Consider the following 15,559-nt stretch of genomic DNA (forward strand, 5'->3'; position numbering starts at 1 on the left):
GTCTGCTTACTTGGCCTGGAGCAACTGGCTCAGGGTGTCCTTGGTCCCGGGCAGGCGCTCGAGCGAGGGATACTGCAGGCCACCGTGGTAATCGAGCTTGTAGGTGGTGTACTGGTCGAGATTCTTGACCAGCAGTTCGATCGCCGCCTTGTCGGTCTTGGCCGCCGTCACCGCGTCCTTGATCACATCCGGCGAAAAACTCTGGCCGTTGACCGCCACGATGGTCATCTCCGGCGCGATGCCGGCCTGGAAAGCCGGGCTGTCCCACAACACGTCGCCCACGTCGCCGTCGTTGCCCACCGCCATGCCCAGCGAGTAGGTCAGGTTGACGTACTTGCCACGGCCCTCGCTGGCCTTGATCGCCACGCTGGGCTTGTCGTTGAACACCAGCTTCCAACCGCTGGCCTCGATGCCGCCGGTCAGCGGCTTCTTGCCATCCAGGCGATCGCGCAGGAAGGTCGTCCAGTCGTATGCGACCACGCCGTTGAGGGTGTCCACCACATCCTGGAACACATACGGCTTGACCACGTAGCTGCCGTTGTCCATCCCGAAGAACGCCTTGGCGAAATCATCGATGGACTTCTTGCCGCCGCTCAGTTCGCGGATCTTGGCGTCGGCCTCCAGCCACACCATCTGCCCGCCGGAGTAGTAGTCCTCGCTCAACTGGTAGTTGCGGTAGGACTGCGGCTGGCGCTTGTTGATGCTCGGGTCGTTGGTGGTGTCCTGCAGCGCACGCCACTGCAGTCCCGGGCGACCCTTGGCATAGGTAGCGGCCACGTTGGCCAGCGCGGCCATGGTCTGGTCCTTGCTCCACAGGCCCGAGCGAGCGGCCATCACGTAGCCGTAGAACTGGGTCTGGCCCTCATAGACCCACAGCAGACTGTCGCCCATGGGTACGTTGAAGTTCGGCGTGGCCAGGTCGGCGCCGCGACGGAACTTGCCGTCCCAGGAGTGGTTGAACTCGTGTGGCAGCAGGTCGCGGCCGGCCCACTGCTCGTCCCACTTGGTGAAGTAGTCCGGACTGCCACTGTTCTCGCTGGAGCGATGGTGTTCCAGGCCGATGCCACCAAGCTGGTTGGTCAGCGCCAGCAGGAAGTCGTAGTGATCGTAGTGGTGCGCGCCGTAGAGCTTGTACATCTGCTCCACCAGCGCCTTGTGCTTGGCGATCTGCTCGGGCGTGGCCTCCAGCGACTTGGCCTGGTCGGCGAACACGTTGAGTTTGACCGGGGTGTCGCCCACGCTCAGGTCGAACTGCTTGTAGTACTTGCCGGCGTACAGCGGCGAGTCCTGCAGCACGTTCCACTTCAGCGTCTTGAACTCGACCGTGTCGCCGGAGCGGCTCGCGGTCTCGGCGGCCGTCGCGTAGGACCAGCCGGCCGGCAGCTTGACGCTGGCCTGGATCGGGATCTGGCGGCTGTAGTAGCCGGCCGGATACAGCGTGGTCAGGTTCCACTGCAGGTTGAGCATGTTGGGCGTCATCACCACACGGCCCTGGTTGGGCGCCAGCGGCGAGAGATAGTCGAACTCCACCTGTAGCTCGCTCACGCCCTCCGGGATCTGCACCTTGAAGGCATAGACGTCGTACTGATCGCGCTTCCAATCCAGGGGCTTGCCGTTGGCGGTGAACTTGATCCCGGCGATCTTGTTGATCTGGCCGCTGGCGCGATGATTGCCGGGGATCCATTCCGGATACAGCAGGGTCAGCTCGCCCGCGGTGACCGGCATGGTCTCGCGCACCTTGAAGATGCGGTGCTGCAGGTCGGTGGCATCCACGTCCAGATGCACCGTGCCCGGATACGGCACGTCCTGCGGCGGCGGCGTGGAGGACTGCTGCGCCACGGCGGGCGTAGCCAGCGCGCACAGCACGGCCAGCGCGATCGGCGACACGGGATTCTTCATGGGGACTCCAGGGATGACAACGGAAGGAAGACGCAGCCCCCGATCGTAGCGCCGCGCGGATGTCGCGGCGTCCTGCCATTGGTCATGGTCCGCACCGGCGACCGGCAAAAGTAAAGGCCGCCCTGGGGCGGCCTTTGCGGAGACGAACCGGCGAACGCCGGGATCGCTCGTCCTTACATCATCATGTTGGCGTTCATGTTGTGCAGCACCCACAGGGAGCCGACGATCACGATGCCGATCACCAGGACGGTGAGGACGAAGACCACCACGTTCCAGCGCTGCGCCGCCGAGCGGTCCATGTGCAGGAAGAACACCAGGTGAACCACGATCTGCACCGCGGCCAGGACCGCCACCAGCAAGGCGGTCACGCCCGGCGGGAAGAAGCCGGTCATCACCAGCGCGAACGGGATCACCGTCAACAGCACCGCCCAGCCGAAGCCAACCAGGTAGGACTTGACGCTGCCGTGGCTTGCACCGGCTTCGTGCATGGCGTCGTGGGACTTGGGGGATTGATCGTGAGCGCTCATCACAGGGCTCCCAGCAGGTAGACGACGGTGAACACACCGATCCAGATGATGTCCAGGAAGTGCCAGAACAGGCTCAGGCACGCCAGGCGCGTCATGTTCTTCGGGGTCAACCCGCGCATCAGCACCTGGATCACCAGCACTGCCATCCACAGGATGCCGGAGGTGACATGCAGGCCGTGGGTGCCCACTAGGCTGAAGAACGCCGACAGGAAGGCGCTGCGACCCGGGCCGAAGCCCTCCTCGATCAGGTGATGGAACTCATAGAGCTCCATGCCAAGGAAGCCGGCACCGAACAGGAAGGTCACAAACAGCCACAGCAACAGCTGAGACTTGCTGCCCTTGTGCGCCCCGATCATCGCCAGGCCGAAGGTCAGGCTGGAGAACAGCAGCAGGAAGGTTTCGACCAACACGAACTTCAGGTCGAAGATCTCCTTGCCCGTCGGTCCATCGACCGTGGCGCCGGACAGCACCGCATAGGCAGCGAACAGCCCCGAGAACAGCAGGCAGTCGCTCATCAGGTAGATCCAGAACCCGAAGATGGCGTTGCCGCCAGCGTCGTGATGGTCGTGGGCGTGCTCGTCGTGGTGAGCGTGGCTCATCGTGGTACTCGCGGACATGTCAGACAGCCTCCTGCGCCTGGGCGGCACGCAGCTTGTCCAGCTGGTCGTAGCGCGCGTTTTCAATGCGCTCGACCTCGGCGGCCGGCACGTAATAGTCGGTGTCCTCATCGAAGGTGCGGACGATGTAGCTGCCGACCATGCCGACCAGGCCCACGATGGCCATCCACCAGATATGCCAGATCATGCCGAAGCCCAGGACAATGCTGAAGGCGCCCATGAACACACCGATCGACGTGTTGCGCGGCATGTGGATGTCTTCGTAGTGAGTCGGACGCTGGTAGGCGGTGCCGGCCTTCTTGTCGCGCCAATGCTGGTCAAGCCCATTGACCACCGGCAGATGGGCGAAGTTGTAGAACGGCGCCGGCGAGGAGGTGGACCACTCCAGGGTGCGGCCATCCCAAGGATCGCCGGTCAGGTCGCGGTTCTCGTTGCGCTTGTAGATGCTCCAGCCCAGCTGGATCAGGTTCAGCGCGATGCCGCAGGCGATGATCACCGCACCGAAGGCCGCCACGTACAGCCACGGCACCCACTCGGGGTTGTTGTAGCTGTTCATGCGACGGGTCATGCCCAAGAAGCCCAGCACGTACAGCGGCATGAAGGCGGTGAAGAAACCAATGATCCAACACCAGAACGAGGCCTTGCCGAGCTTCTCGACCAGCTTGAAGCCGAAGGCCTTGGGGAACCAGAACGCCAGCCCCGCCAGGCAGCCGAACACCACGCCGCCGATGATCACGTTGTGGAAGTGCGCGATCAGGAACAGGCTGTTGTGCAGCACGAAAGCCACCGCCGGAATCGCCAGCATCACGCCGGTCATGCCGCCAATGGTGAAGGTGACCATGAAGCCGATGGTCCAGTACATCATCGAGGTCATCTGGATGCGACCACGGAACATGGTGAACAGCCAGTTGAAGATCTTCACGCCGGTCGGCACCGCGATGATCATCGTGGTGATGCCGAAGAACGCGTTGACGTTGGCACCCGAGCCCATCGTGAAGAAGTGGTGCAGCCACACGATGAAGGACAGCACGCCGATGCAGCTGGTGGCCCAGACCATCGAGGTGTAGCCGAACAGCGGCTTGCGCGAGAAGGTCTGCACCACCTCGGAGAACACGCCAAAGCACGGCAGGATCAGGATGTAGACCTCCGGGTGGCCCCAGATCCAGATCATGTTGATGTACATCATGGCGTTGCCGCCACCGTCATTGGTGAAGAAGTGCATGCCCAGGTAGCGGTCGGCGGTGAGCAGCGCCAGGGTGACGGTGAGGATCGGGAAGGCCGCGATCATCAAGATGTTGGTAATCAGCGCGGTCCAGGTGAAGATCGGCATGCGCATCAGGGTCATGCCCGGGGCGCGCATCTTGAGGATAGTCACCAGGAAGTTGATGCCGCTCAGCGTCGTGCCCAGACCCGAGATCTGCAGCGCCCATATGTAGTAGTCGACACCGACCCCTGGACTGTATTGCAGCTCGGAGAGCGGCGGGAATGCCAGCCAGCCGGTCTTGGCGAACTCACCAACGAACAGCGACAGCATGATCAGCACCACGCCGGCCACGAACAGCCAGAAGCTGAGCGAGTTCAGGAACGGATAGGCCACGTCGCGCGCGCCGATCTGCAGCGGCACGACGATGTTCATCAGGCCCACGATGAACGGCATGGCCATGAAGAAGATCATGATCACGCCGTGCGCGGTGAACACCTGGTCGTAATGGTGCGGGGGCAGGAAGCCCGCCTCGCCTCCGTGCGCCAGCGCCAGCTGCGCGCGCATCATGATCGCGTCGGAGAAGCCACGCAGCAGCATGACCAGGGCAACGGCGATGTACATCACGCCGATCTTCTTGTGGTCGACCGAAGTCAGCCATTCGCGCCACAACCAGCCCCACTTCTTGAAGAAGGTCATCAGCGCCAGCACCGCCAGCCCGCCCAGCGCGACACCGGCGAAGGTGCCGATCAGGATCGGCTCGTGATACGGGATCGCCTCGAGCGACAATTTGCCGAGCAACATTAGTGCGTCTCCTGCGGATTCTGCGATTCACCCGCCGGCGCCGGCGCGCCGTCGTGGTGCATGTCGTCCATGCCGGGCATGGCGTCCATCGAATGCATGTCGTGGCCCTGGGTGGCTTCGTCGGCGGCGCCGTGCTCACCGGCATGCGCATCGGCCTGCTTGGCCGCTTCGGTGCCAGGAGGCGCCGGATTGTCCATGCCGAGCATCTCGTGCCCGCCATGGCCGTGCGAACCCATCATGTACTTGGCCATGATCCCCTGGAACAGGCCCGGGGTCGCCGAGGCGTAGTACATCGGCGCCACGTTTTCGCTGGGCTTGGCCAGTTCGGCGTAGGACGCTTCATCCAGCGCCTTCCCCGAGGCCTTCGCCTTGGCCACCCAAGCATCGAAGCCCGCCTGGTCGGTGGCGATCGCATTGAAGTGCATGCCCGAGAAGCCCGCGCCGCTGTAGTGCGAGGACAGGCCGCGGAAGGTGCCCTGCTCGTTGGCGATCAGATGGAGCTTGGTCTCCATGCCGGCCATCGAGTAGATCATCGTGCCCATCTGCGGAATGAAGAACGCATTCATCACCGAATCGGAAGTGATGCGGAAATTCAGCGGGGTCTTTTCCGGGAAGGCCAGTTCATTGACCGCCGCCACGTCCTGGTCCGGATAGATGAACAGCCACTTCCAGTCCAGCGAGACGGCCTCGATGTTGATCGGCTTGACCTGCGAATCGAGCGGACGATACGGGTCCAGCGCATGCGAGGAGCGCCACACCAGCACGCCCAGCACGGTGATGATCACGCAGGGGATGGCCCAGACCACGATCTCGATCGGGGTCGAGTGGTGCCATTCCGGCTCGTAGCGGTTCTGCTTGGACGCCCGGTAGCGATAGGCGAACACCAGCGTCAACACGATCACCGGCACCACCACCAGCAGCATCAGCACCGTGCAAGTCACGAGCAGGTTGCGCTCGTCGATGCCGATCTGGCCCTTGGGGTTCAGGATGGCGGACTGGCAGCCGCCAAGAAACAACACACTTGCCAGCAAAATCCATGGACGCAGTCGTCCAGGAAGCTTCAGCAGGGACATGGTCTATCCGTTTGCGAGAAGAAATCGGCGTCCGAGCGGGCCCCGGCTTGCCGAACCCCGCAACACTGTCGCGCGTGACGGGCGCCTCAAGGGCCGGACGCAGGCGGGCAAGTGCTTGAACCGCACTATTTTATGCTGCCCCGCAGCATCTAGGAATCCCTAGGCCGATGCTTTTCCGTCAGCGATGACGCGAGCCCGTCGCCCAAGGGACAGGTCAGCGCCACGATCCGTCCTGGATCCATCGGAAGAGGCGCCGCAAGCGGCGACACACGGAATGCATCTTACTCTTCTGCGGTCGGCGATGCCCCCTCGCCGATGCGGGTCACGCAGAGCGTGCAGCCGGCCACAAAAAAGCCCCGTCGGCACGCGACGAGGCTTTGATGAAGACGCTTTGGTGCCGGAAACAGGAGTCGAACCTGCGACCTACGCATTACGAATGCGCCGCTCTACCAACTGAGCTATTCCGGCGGGACGGCGAATTCTAGGGATCGCCTCGCCCCCGGTCAATTGACCAGTTGCAGGCGCAGCTCCTTGGGCAGGGCGAACACCATGCTTTCCGGCTGGCCCGCCAGCTCGGTCACGCCGCTGGCGCCCAGCTCGCGCAGCCTAGCGATCACGCCATCGATCAGCACGTCCGGGGCCGAGGCGCCGGCAGTCACGCCCACGTGCTGCTTGCCGGCGATCCAGGCAGGATCGATCTCCTGCGCGCCGTCGATCAGATGCGCCTCCACTCCGTCGCGTTGAGCAAGCTCGCGCAGGCGGTTGGAATTGGAGCTGTTCGGCGAGCCCACCACCAGGACCAGATCGCATTCGCGCGCCAGGTCGCGCACGGCGTCCTGGCGGTTCTGGGTGGCGTAGCAGATGTCGTCGTTCTTGGGCCCCTGCATGGCCGGATACCGGGCCCGCAGCGCCTCGATGATGCCCACTGTGTCGTCGACCGACAGCGTGGTCTGGGTGGTATAGGCGAAGTTCTCTGGCTGCTCGATCCGCAGCGTGGCGACATCGTCGATGTCCTCCACCAGATAGATGCGCCCGGTGCCGCATTCGCGGTCCCACTGGCCCATCGTGCCCTCCACTTCCGGATGGCCGGCATGGCCGATCAGCACCACGTCACGACCTGCACGGCAGTGGCGTGCCACTTCCAGGTGGACCTTGGTCACCAGCGGACAGGTGGCGTCGAACACCTTCAGCCCGCGCCGCTCGGCCTCCTGGCGCACGGCCTGGGAGACGCCATGGGCGCTGAAGATCACCGTGTTGCCGTCCGGTACCTCATCCAGTTCCTCGACGAAGATCGCGCCGCGAGCCTTGAGATCGTCGACCACGAAGCGGTTGTGCACGACCTCATGGCGCACGTAGATCGGCGCGCCCAGGGTCTCGATGGCGCGTTTGACGATCTCGATGGCGCGATCGACGCCGGCACAGAAACCGCGGGGATTGGCGAGCAGGACATCCATGGGAATCAGTCCGACCGGCCGCACAGGGCCGGATGAGTCGAAGAAGGAGCCACCATTATCCGGATTTGGCCCGGCGCTTGCCGTCCAGCAGGCCAAACAGGCCGATCCCGACCGCGCCGCAGACGATCGCCGAATCGGCGATGTTGAACGAGGGCCAGTAATGATCGCCCACGTACCACTGGATGAAATCCACCACGTGGCCGTGCACCAGGCGGTCGATCACGTTGCCCAGCGCGCCACCGATGACCAGCGCGTACGGCAGGGCCACGCGCCATTCACCGCGCGGCGTGCGCGACAGCCACCAGGCGAGCAGCCCGCTGACGCCGACCGCCAATGCGGTGAAGAACCAGATCTGCCAGCCGCCCGCCTGGCTCAGGAAGCTGAAGGCCGCACCGGTGTTGTAGGTGCGATACCAGTTCCAGAACCCGTCGATGACCTTGACCGGCTGGAATTCCGGCAGGCTGGCCAGCACCCAGGCCTTGGACCACTGGTCCAGTCCGACCACGGCCGCCGAGAGCAGCAGCCACACCAGCGCATTGGGCTTCTTTGCGATCACCTTCGCCTCGCTGCTCAGAACCATTGGCGGTCCTCGCCGGGACCATCAACATTGTCCACGCAGCGCCCACACAGTTCCGGGTGGGCCGCGTAGGCGCCGACATCGGCGCGACGCTGCCAGCAACGCACGCACTTGGGCTTGGTGGTCGGCGTGGCCAAGACGAAGACCTCGTCGGCCTGCGCCTCGGTCACGGTCACGTCACCGCTAATGAACAGGAACCGCAGTTCGTCGCCCAGCGCCTGCCAGTGTTTGGCCACGACCGGACCTGCGGTGATCGCGATCTCCGCGTCCAGCGCCGCGCCGATCGCGCCGCTGGCGCGCATCGGTTCGAGCACCTTGGCCACCTGCTCGCGCAGGGCCAGCAGTTGGTCGAAGTCGGCCGCCGACAGCGCCGCATCGGCAGGCAACGGCGCCAGCCCGTCGTAGAACACCGAGAACAGCACATTGTCCAGGCGCTTGCCCGGCAGGTAGCCCCACATCTCGTCGGCAGTGAAGCTCAGGATCGGCGCGATCCAGCGCACGAAGGCCTCGGCGATGCGATACATCGCGCTCTGCGCGCTGCGACGGCCGCGCGAGTCAGTCGGCATCGTGTACAGGCGGTCCTTGGTGACATCCAGGTACAGCGAGCCCAGGTCCACGCTGCAGAAGTTCAGCAACGCCTGCACGATGGAGGCGAAGTCATAGCGCTCGTAAGCCCCCTTGATCTTCTCCTGCACTTCCCAGGCGCGATGCACGATCCAGCGATCCAGCGCGACCATGTCGTCCAGCTCGCGCAGATGCACGGCGGGGTCGAAGCCATGCAAATTGCCCAGCAGGAAGCGCGCGGTGTTGCGCAGGCGACGGTAGGCGTCGGCATTGCGCTTGAGGATTTCCTGCGACAGCGACATTTCGTTGCTGTAGTCGGCGCTTGCGATCCACAGACGCAGGATGTCCGCGCCCAGGGTCTTCATGATGTCCTGCGGCTCGATGCCATTGCCCAGCGACTTGGACATCTTGCGGCCGTGCTCGTCCACGGTGAAGCCGTGGGTCAGGCACTGCTTGTAAGGCGCGGCCTTGTCGATGGCCACGCCGGTCAGCAGCGAGGACTGGAACCAGCCGCGGTGCTGATCCGAGCCCTCCAGGTACAGGTCGGCCGGCTTGCCGAAGCCACGCGCCAGCAGCACGCCCTCGTGGGTGACGCCCGAGTCGAACCAGACATCCAGGATGTCGGTGACCTTGTCGTAGTGCGCCGCCTCTTCGCCCAGCAGCTCGGCCGGCTCCAGGTCGTACCAGGCGTCGACGCCGCCCTGCTCCACCTTCTGCGCGACCTGCTCCATCAGCTCGACCGAGCGCGGATGCGGCTCATGGGTTTCGCGATGGACGAACAGCGCGATCGGCACGCCCCAGGTGCGCTGACGGCTGATGCACCAGTCCGGACGTCCCTCGATCATGCTCGCGATGCGCGCCTGGCCCCAGGCAGGGAACCAGCCGACCTGCTTGATGGCGGCCAGCGCATCGCGGCGCAGGTTGGCCTGCTCCATCGAGATGAACCACTGCGGCGTGGCGCGGAACACCACCGGGGTCTTGTGCCGCCAGCAGTGCGGATAGCTGTGGGTCAGCGGATGAAAGGCCAGTAGCGCACCGTTGCCGCGCGCGGCCTCGACGATGGCGTCGTTGGCCTTCCAGATGTGCGTGCCGGCCAGCTCGAGATCGCCAAAGGCCGGCGTGGATCGCAGGTACACGCCACGCGCGTCGACCGGATTGATCTGCGCGGCCGTGTACTGCTCGATCAGGCCGTACTGCAGGCCGACCGCATAGTCCTCCTGGCCATGGCCGGGCGCGGTGTGGACCGCGCCGGTGCCGTCTTCGGCCGAGACGTGATCGCCCAGGATCAGCGGGATGTCACGCTGCGCGTAGAACGGGTGCGCCAGCAGCAGGTGTTCAAGGGCGGCGCCCTTGGCCTGCCCCTTCACCACCACCTCGGACACGCCGTAGCGCGCCAGCGTGCGCTCGGCCAGGGCTTCGGCCACGACCAGCCAGCGCGGCGCGCTGGCGCGATCCGGGCCTTCGACCAGGACGTAATCCAGGTCCGGCCCCAGGCTCACCGCCAACGAAGCCGGCAGCGTCCACGGCGTGGTGGTCCAGATCGGCACAGCGACTTCGACACCGGCAGGCACCTCGACACCGAACGCGGCGCCCAGCGCCTGCGGATCGCGCGCGGCGTAGCCGACGTCGATCGCCGGGGACACCTTGTCCTGGTATTCGATCTCGGCCTCGGCCAGCGCCGAGCCGCAGTCGAAGCACCAGTGCACGGGCTTGGCACCGCGCACAAGATGGCCGTTGGCGACGACCTTGGCCAGCGCGCGGATCTCGTCGGCCTCGAAGCGGAAGTTCAGCGTCTTGTACGGATTGTCCCAATCGCCGATCACACCCAGGCGCTTGAAATCGCGGCGCTGCAGGTCGATCTGCTCCTCGGCGTACTCGCGGCACTTCTGGCGGAAGGCCTTGGCGTCCAGCTTGGTGCCGACCTTGCCGTACTTCTTCTCGATCGCGATCTCGATCGGCAGGCCGTGGCAATCCCAGCCCGGCACGTAGGGCGCATCGAAGCCGGCGACATAGCGCGACTTGACGATGATGTCCTTGAGGATCTTGTTGACCGCGTGTCCCAGGTGGATCTGGCCATTGGCATACGGCGGGCCGTCGTGCAGCACGAACAGCGGCCTGCCCTTGGCGTTGGCGCGCAGCTGGGCGTACAGGTCCTGGTCGTACCAGCGCTTGAGCGTGTCCGGCTCGCGCTTGGGCAGGTCGCCGCGCATCGGGAAATCCGTGGCGGGCAGTTGCAGGGTGACTTTGTAATCGGTGCTCACGGCAAGCGGTTTCTCGATGGCGTTGCGTTGGAAGGCCCGCGCCAGGCGCAGGCAGGCATTGGGGATCCGGCGGTCACGCGGTGGCCCTGAAGCGTTCGGCCGACAGCAGCTGGCGCGCCTGGGCGGCATCGCGCTGCATCTGCGCGGTCAGCGCGTCGAGGCCGTCGAACTTTTCCTCGTCGCGCAGCTTGGCCACGAACTCCACCCGCAGATGGCGCCCATAGAGGTCGCCGCTGAAGTCGAACAGGTGTGCCTCCAGCAGCGGCTCTACGCCTTCCACGGTCGGGCGGGTGCCGAAGCTGGACACCGAGGGCCACGGCCGTTCGGTCAGCCCGTGGATCCAGGTGGCGTAGATGCCCGACAGCGCCGGCGTCTTGGGAAAGCGCAGGTTGGCCGTCGGGAATCCCAGGGTGCGGCCGAGCTGCTTGCCGCGCACCACCCGCCCGCCGATCGCGTACGACCGGCCGAGCAGGCGCTCGGCGTGGGCGAAGTCGCCCTGGCGCAGCGCCGCGCGGATGCGGGTGCTGGACACCCGCTCGCCGTCGGCGCAATGCACCGGGGCGATGTGGCCGGCGCTGAAGCCCAGCTCCGCGCCCATGGCCTGCAGCAGCGCGACATCGCCGCCGCGCTTGTGGCCGAACCGGAATTCCGGCCCGATCCACACCTCGCGCGCGCGCAGCCGTCCGGCCAGCAGGATGTGCACGAAGTCCTGCGCGGACATGGAGGTCATGCGCCGGTTGAAACGCAGCAGACCAACCCGGTCGGCGCCGGCCTCCAGCAGGCCTTCGACCTTGGCCCGCGGCAGGCTCAGCCGCGGCGGCGGCGCATCGGGCATGAAGAATTCGCGCGGCAGCGGCTCGAAACTCAGTGCCACCATCGGCACGCCCAGGGTCGCCGCGCGCAGGCGCGCGTGCGCCAGCAGCGCGCGGTGGCCCAGGTGCAGGCCATCGAAGGCGCCGATGCACACCACGCTGCCATCGGGGGTCAGTACCCCGCCTTCGACGTCACGGAACAACCTGCTCATTGCATTGGGGTCGGGCCGCGCCGCCTGTGAAACCGCCGCGTCCCGGGAAGCCTCTGGGGAAACCCTTGAAGTATAGCCGCCATGCGCGGGCACAACCCCTGGCGCCTCAGTGCTCGCGCAGGTCACGTGGGCGGAAGCCGAGCACCACCTGGACCACGGCGTAGCTCACCGCGCCGGTCGCCACCAGACCCAGCAGCGAGGCGATGCGGTGCCACTTGTCCATTCCGGTGAAGTCCGGGAGCCAGTGCACGCCGCCGCCGACGACCAGGGCCATCACCGCGCAGGACGCGACCAGGCGGACCAGGAACCGTCCCCACCCCGGCTTGCGCCGGTACACCCCCGCCCGCCGCAGCCAGAACGCCAGCAGGCCCAGGTTGATGTAGCTGGCCACCGCGCTGGACAGCCCCAGCGCCAGGTGCAGGCCCGGGGTCTGCGACAGCGCCTGGATCACGCCCAGCGCGCGCACCTCCGGCTTGACCATCAGCTGGTACAGCACCGCCAGGAAGGCAAAATTCAGCAGCATGTTGGCCACCAGCGCCGCCACGCCTGCGCGCACCGGCGTACGGGTGTCCTGGCGGGCGTAGAACGCCGGCAGCAGGATCTTCAGCAGCGCGAAGGCCGGCAGTCCAAAGCTCAGGCCGAAGACCGACATGGCGGCCATGCGCGAGTCGAAGGCGGTGAACCTGCCGTACTGGAACAACGTGGACACCAGCGGCGTGCTCAGCAGCATCAGCCCGACCATCGCCGGCGCGGCGATCAGCAGCGTGGTCCGCAGCCCCCAGTCCAGCGCGGCGGAAAAGCCCGCGCCATCGGTCTTGACGTGGTGCCGCGACAGCGCTGGCAGGATCACCGTGCCCAGGGCCACGCCAAACACGCCCAGCGGCAGTTCCAGGAAGCGGTCCGCCTGCGACAGCCAGCTCTGCGAGCCGACGTAGAGGTAGGAGGCGATCACCGTATCCAGCAGCAGGTTGATCTGGGCCACCGACGAGCCGAACAGGGTCGGCAGCATCAGGCGCAGCACCTTGCGCACGTCCGGATGCGACCAGCCCCAACGCGGCAGGGTCAGCAGGTCGATTCCGCGCAGGGCCGGCAGCTGGAACAGCAGCTGCAGCGCACCGGCCGCCAGCACCGCCCAACCCAGCGCCAGCACCGACATGCCCATCGCAGGCGCCAGCCACAAGGCGCCAGCGATCATGCAGACATTGAGGATCACCGGGGTGATCGCCGGGATGGCGAAGCGGTTGAAGCTGTTCAGCGCCCCGCCCGACAACGCGGTCAGCGACACGAACAGCAGGAACGGGAAGGTCAGCCGCAGCAGCTCGACGATGGTGCCGAACTTGGCCGGGTCGTCGGCCGAGCCCGGATTGAAGATCAGCGCCACCTGCGGGGTGAAGATCAGCCCCAGCGCGGTGACCAGCAGTAGGATGCCGCCCAGAGTGCCGGACACGCGGGCCATGAGCGATCTGAGGTCCTCGTGCGGACGGGTCTCCTTGACCTCGGTGAAGACCGGCACGAAGGCCGTGGAGAACGAGCCTTCCGCGAACAGCCGACGCAGGAAGTTGGGGATGCGAAAGGCCACCCAGAACGCATCGGTGACCGCGCTGGCGCCAAAGCTGTAATTGATGGCTTGGTCCCGGACCAGGCCCAGCACGCGCGAGATCATGGTCATGCTGCTGAAGGACAGCAGCCCGCGCAGCATCTTCGGCGTGCTCATCGTCCGCGCTCCGCCGGCCAGGACCGCCCCGTGCACGCCGTGTTGACCCAACCCATTGAATAGCCCATAATTTCCCGTTCGTTTTTCCCGCCCGCCGTCAACCCAAGAATTCTCAGGATCCCAACGTGGCCAATATCAAGTCCGCCAAGAAGCGCGCCAAGCAGACCGTCGTGCGCAATGCGCGCAACGTCGCCCAGCGCTCCATGCTGCGCACCGCCGTGAAGAAAGTCATCAAGGCGCTGGATGCCAACGACGCCGCCGGCGCCCAGGCAGCCTTCGCCACCGCCCAGCCGCTGCTGGACCGTTTCAGCTCGCGTGGTCTGATCCACCGCAACAAGGCCGCCCGTCACAAGAGCCGCCTGACCGCACGCATCAAGGCCCTCCAGGCCGCGTGATGCACGCTTGACGGCAAGGGCGACAGGAAACCCGGCTTCGGCCGGGTTTTTTGTTGCCCGGCGATCGGCCGCACCGAAACAAGCGCGCGCGCCCCGCCGTAGAGCGGAGCTTGCTCCGCTGCGGTTGCGGCTGCTGTCATTCCCATCCCGACATGCGCACCCCCTCCCCGCCGCAGCGCTGCACGCCAGGCCCACAGGGGGAAGCTCCAGCGGAGCAAGCTCCGCTCTACGGGCAGGACAGCAGACCCGCACCGGCAGCCCTCAGCCGGCGTCTCGTGCGGCCTCGGCCGCTTCCTCGCGCTGTCGATCGAAGAAGGCCATCACGTCCTTCATGATCGGGAAGGTGCCCTCGCGCGAGATCGCCGAGGTCACGTACCACGGACCTTCCCAGCCCAGTTCGGCCACCACTGCGCGCGCGCGCTCTGCAGCTTCGCCCTCGAACATCAGGTCGGCCTTGTTGAGCACCAGCCAGCGCGGCTTGTCCAGCAGCGCCGCATCGTGCTTGTGCAGTTCGCGCTCGATCGCCCGAACCTGCTCGGCCGGAGAAATGGTCACGCCGGTGTCGGCATAGGCCTCGTCCACCGGCGCCATGTCCACCAGGTGCAGCAGCAGGCGGGTGCGCTGCAGGTGGCGCAGGAACTGTGCCCCCAGGCCCGCGCCATCGGCCGCGCCCTCGATCAGGCCGGGGATGTCGGCGATGACGAAGCTGCGGTGCGCCTCGACGCTGACCACGCCCAGGTTCGGATACAGCGTGGTGAACGGGTAATCGGCCACCTTGGGCGTGGCCGCCGACACGGCGCGGATCAGAGTGCTCTTGCCGGCATTGGGGAAGCCCAGCAGGCCCACGTCGGCCAGCAGCTTCAGCTCCAGCTTGAGTAGGCGCTCCTCGCCCTCCTCGCCCGGCGTGGCCTTGCGCGGCGCGCGGGTCACCGAGGACTTAAAGTGCATGTTGCCCAGCCCGCCCTTGCCTCCGCGCGCCACCAGCAGGCGGTCGCCATGGACGGTCAGGTCGCCGATGACCTCGTCGGTGCCCACGTTCACCACCACCGTGCCGACCGGCACGGTGATGACCAGGTCCTGGCCCGCCTTGCCGTACATCTGCCGCCCCATGCCGTTCTCGCCACGCTGGGCGTTGAAGCGACGCTGGTGGCGGAAATCGACCAGCGTGTTGAGGTTTTCGTCGGCCTGCAGCCACACGCTGCCGCCGTCACCGCCGTCGCCACCGTCCGGGCCGCCGAGCGGGATGAACTTTTCGCGGCGGAAGCCGACGCAGCCATTGCCGCCGTTGCCGGCGATGACCTGGATTTCGGCTTCGTCTACGAGTTTCATGGGAATGGGGACCGGAAAGAAAAGAGGGTTGAAGCGCACGAGCCGCGCACGATGCGCACGGCCCGAAAGTCTAGCGGCAGCGCCGCCCCACGAGGGCGGCCCATGCCGCACACCACCGGC

The 15,559-nt window shown here is 66.0% G+C and carries 12 protein-coding genes and 1 tRNA gene; 1 reads left to right on the forward strand and 12 read right to left on the reverse strand.

The annotated features are described in order from the left end of the window. Window positions 1–6: 6 nt before the first annotated feature. From PJ250_RS19395 to murJ, 11 genes are all read right to left on the reverse strand, one after another. Entirely contained in the window at window positions 7–1,899 is a 1,893-nt protein-coding gene (locus PJ250_RS19395) for a M61 family metallopeptidase (RefSeq protein WP_271646266.1), read from the reverse strand. Window positions 1,900–2,072: 173 nt separating this feature from the next. Then, a complete protein-coding gene (gene cyoD / locus PJ250_RS19400; protein WP_271648706.1) occupies window positions 2,073–2,387 on the reverse strand; it encodes a cytochrome o ubiquinol oxidase subunit IV in 315 nt (104 codons plus the stop codon). Window positions 2,388–2,425: 38 nt separating this feature from the next. Next, window positions 2,426–3,043 carry a cytochrome o ubiquinol oxidase subunit III gene (gene cyoC, locus PJ250_RS19405; protein WP_271646267.1) on the reverse strand — a complete coding sequence of 206 codons (618 nt, stop codon included), beginning with the start codon at window positions 3,041–3,043 and terminating at the stop codon, window positions 2,426–2,428. A 1-nt stretch (window position 3,044) separates the two neighbouring features. After that, window positions 3,045–5,045, reverse strand: a complete 2,001-nt coding sequence (gene cyoB / locus PJ250_RS19410; RefSeq protein WP_271648707.1) for a cytochrome o ubiquinol oxidase subunit I — start codon at window positions 5,043–5,045, stop codon at window positions 3,045–3,047. A gap of 2 nt (window positions 5,046–5,047) precedes the next feature. After that, window positions 5,048–6,121 carry a ubiquinol oxidase subunit II gene (gene cyoA, locus PJ250_RS19415; RefSeq protein ID WP_271646268.1) on the reverse strand — a complete coding sequence of 358 codons (1,074 nt, stop codon included), beginning with the start codon at window positions 6,119–6,121 and terminating at the stop codon, window positions 5,048–5,050. A gap of 392 nt (window positions 6,122–6,513) precedes the next feature. Beyond that, window positions 6,514–6,589, reverse strand: a tRNA-Thr gene (locus PJ250_RS19420). A 35-nt stretch (window positions 6,590–6,624) separates the two neighbouring features. Continuing rightward, window positions 6,625–7,575, reverse strand: a complete 951-nt coding sequence (ispH, locus tag PJ250_RS19425) for a 4-hydroxy-3-methylbut-2-enyl diphosphate reductase (RefSeq protein ID WP_271646269.1) — start codon at window positions 7,573–7,575, stop codon at window positions 6,625–6,627. 55 nt (window positions 7,576–7,630) lie between these two features. Beyond that, entirely contained in the window at window positions 7,631–8,128 is a 498-nt protein-coding gene (gene lspA, locus PJ250_RS19430; RefSeq protein ID WP_271648708.1) for a signal peptidase II, read from the reverse strand. Window positions 8,129–8,145: 17 nt separating this feature from the next. Next, on the reverse strand, window positions 8,146–10,977 hold the full coding sequence (gene ileS / locus PJ250_RS19435) for an isoleucine--tRNA ligase (protein ID WP_271646271.1): 2,832 nt from the start codon (window positions 10,975–10,977) through the stop codon (window positions 8,146–8,148). Window positions 10,978–11,050: 73 nt separating this feature from the next. Beyond that, a complete protein-coding gene (locus tag PJ250_RS19440) occupies window positions 11,051–12,001 on the reverse strand; it encodes a bifunctional riboflavin kinase/FAD synthetase (protein ID WP_333909494.1) in 951 nt (316 codons plus the stop codon). Between the two features lie 106 nt (window positions 12,002–12,107). After that, a complete protein-coding gene (murJ, locus tag PJ250_RS19445) occupies window positions 12,108–13,700 on the reverse strand; it encodes a murein biosynthesis integral membrane protein MurJ (protein ID WP_271648709.1) in 1,593 nt (530 codons plus the stop codon). Between the two features lie 140 nt (window positions 13,701–13,840). On the opposite strand from murJ, the gene rpsT reads away from it, so the two are divergent. Further along, the gene (rpsT, locus tag PJ250_RS19450; RefSeq protein WP_271646272.1) at window positions 13,841–14,110 is read left to right on the forward strand and encodes a 30S ribosomal protein S20; all 270 of its coding nucleotides are present in this window, start codon (window positions 13,841–13,843) and stop codon (window positions 14,108–14,110) included. A gap of 261 nt (window positions 14,111–14,371) precedes the next feature. Here rpsT and obgE read toward each other — a convergent pair whose 3' ends face one another. Then, entirely contained in the window at window positions 14,372–15,439 is a 1,068-nt protein-coding gene (obgE, locus tag PJ250_RS19455; RefSeq protein WP_271646273.1) for a GTPase ObgE, read from the reverse strand. Between the last annotated feature and the right edge of the window lie 120 nt (window positions 15,440–15,559).

It is taken from the genome of Pseudoxanthomonas sp. JBR18, from assembly GCF_028198165.1.
Classification (GTDB): Bacteria; Pseudomonadota; Gammaproteobacteria; order Xanthomonadales; family Xanthomonadaceae; genus Pseudoxanthomonas_A.

What these genes read in the sequence shown, in the direction of transcription:
- PJ250_RS19395 (WP_271646266.1), bottom strand. Translation starts at nt 1,899, where the DNA reads ATGAAGAATCCCGTGTCGCCGATCGCGCTGGCCGTGCTGTGCGCGCTG.
- cyoD (WP_271648706.1), bottom strand. Translation starts at nt 2,387, where the DNA reads ATGCACGAAGCCGGTGCAAGCCACGGCAGCGTCAAGTCCTACCTGGTT.
- cyoC (WP_271646267.1), bottom strand. Translation starts at nt 3,043, where the DNA reads ATGTCCGCGAGTACCACGATGAGCCACGCTCACCACGACGAGCACGCC.
- cyoA (WP_271646268.1), bottom strand. Translation starts at nt 6,121, where the DNA reads ATGTCCCTGCTGAAGCTTCCTGGACGACTGCGTCCATGGATTTTGCTG.
- ispH (WP_271646269.1), bottom strand. Translation starts at nt 7,575, where the DNA reads ATGGATGTCCTGCTCGCCAATCCCCGCGGTTTCTGTGCCGGCGTCGAT.
- PJ250_RS19440 (WP_333909494.1), bottom strand. Translation starts at nt 12,001, where the DNA reads ATGAGCAGGTTGTTCCGTGACGTCGAAGGCGGGGTACTGACCCCCGAT.
- murJ (WP_271648709.1), bottom strand. Translation starts at nt 13,700, where the DNA reads ATGCTGCGCGGGCTGCTGTCCTTCAGCAGCATGACCATGATCTCGCGC.
- obgE (WP_271646273.1), bottom strand. Translation starts at nt 15,439, where the DNA reads ATGAAACTCGTAGACGAAGCCGAAATCCAGGTCATCGCCGGCAACGGC.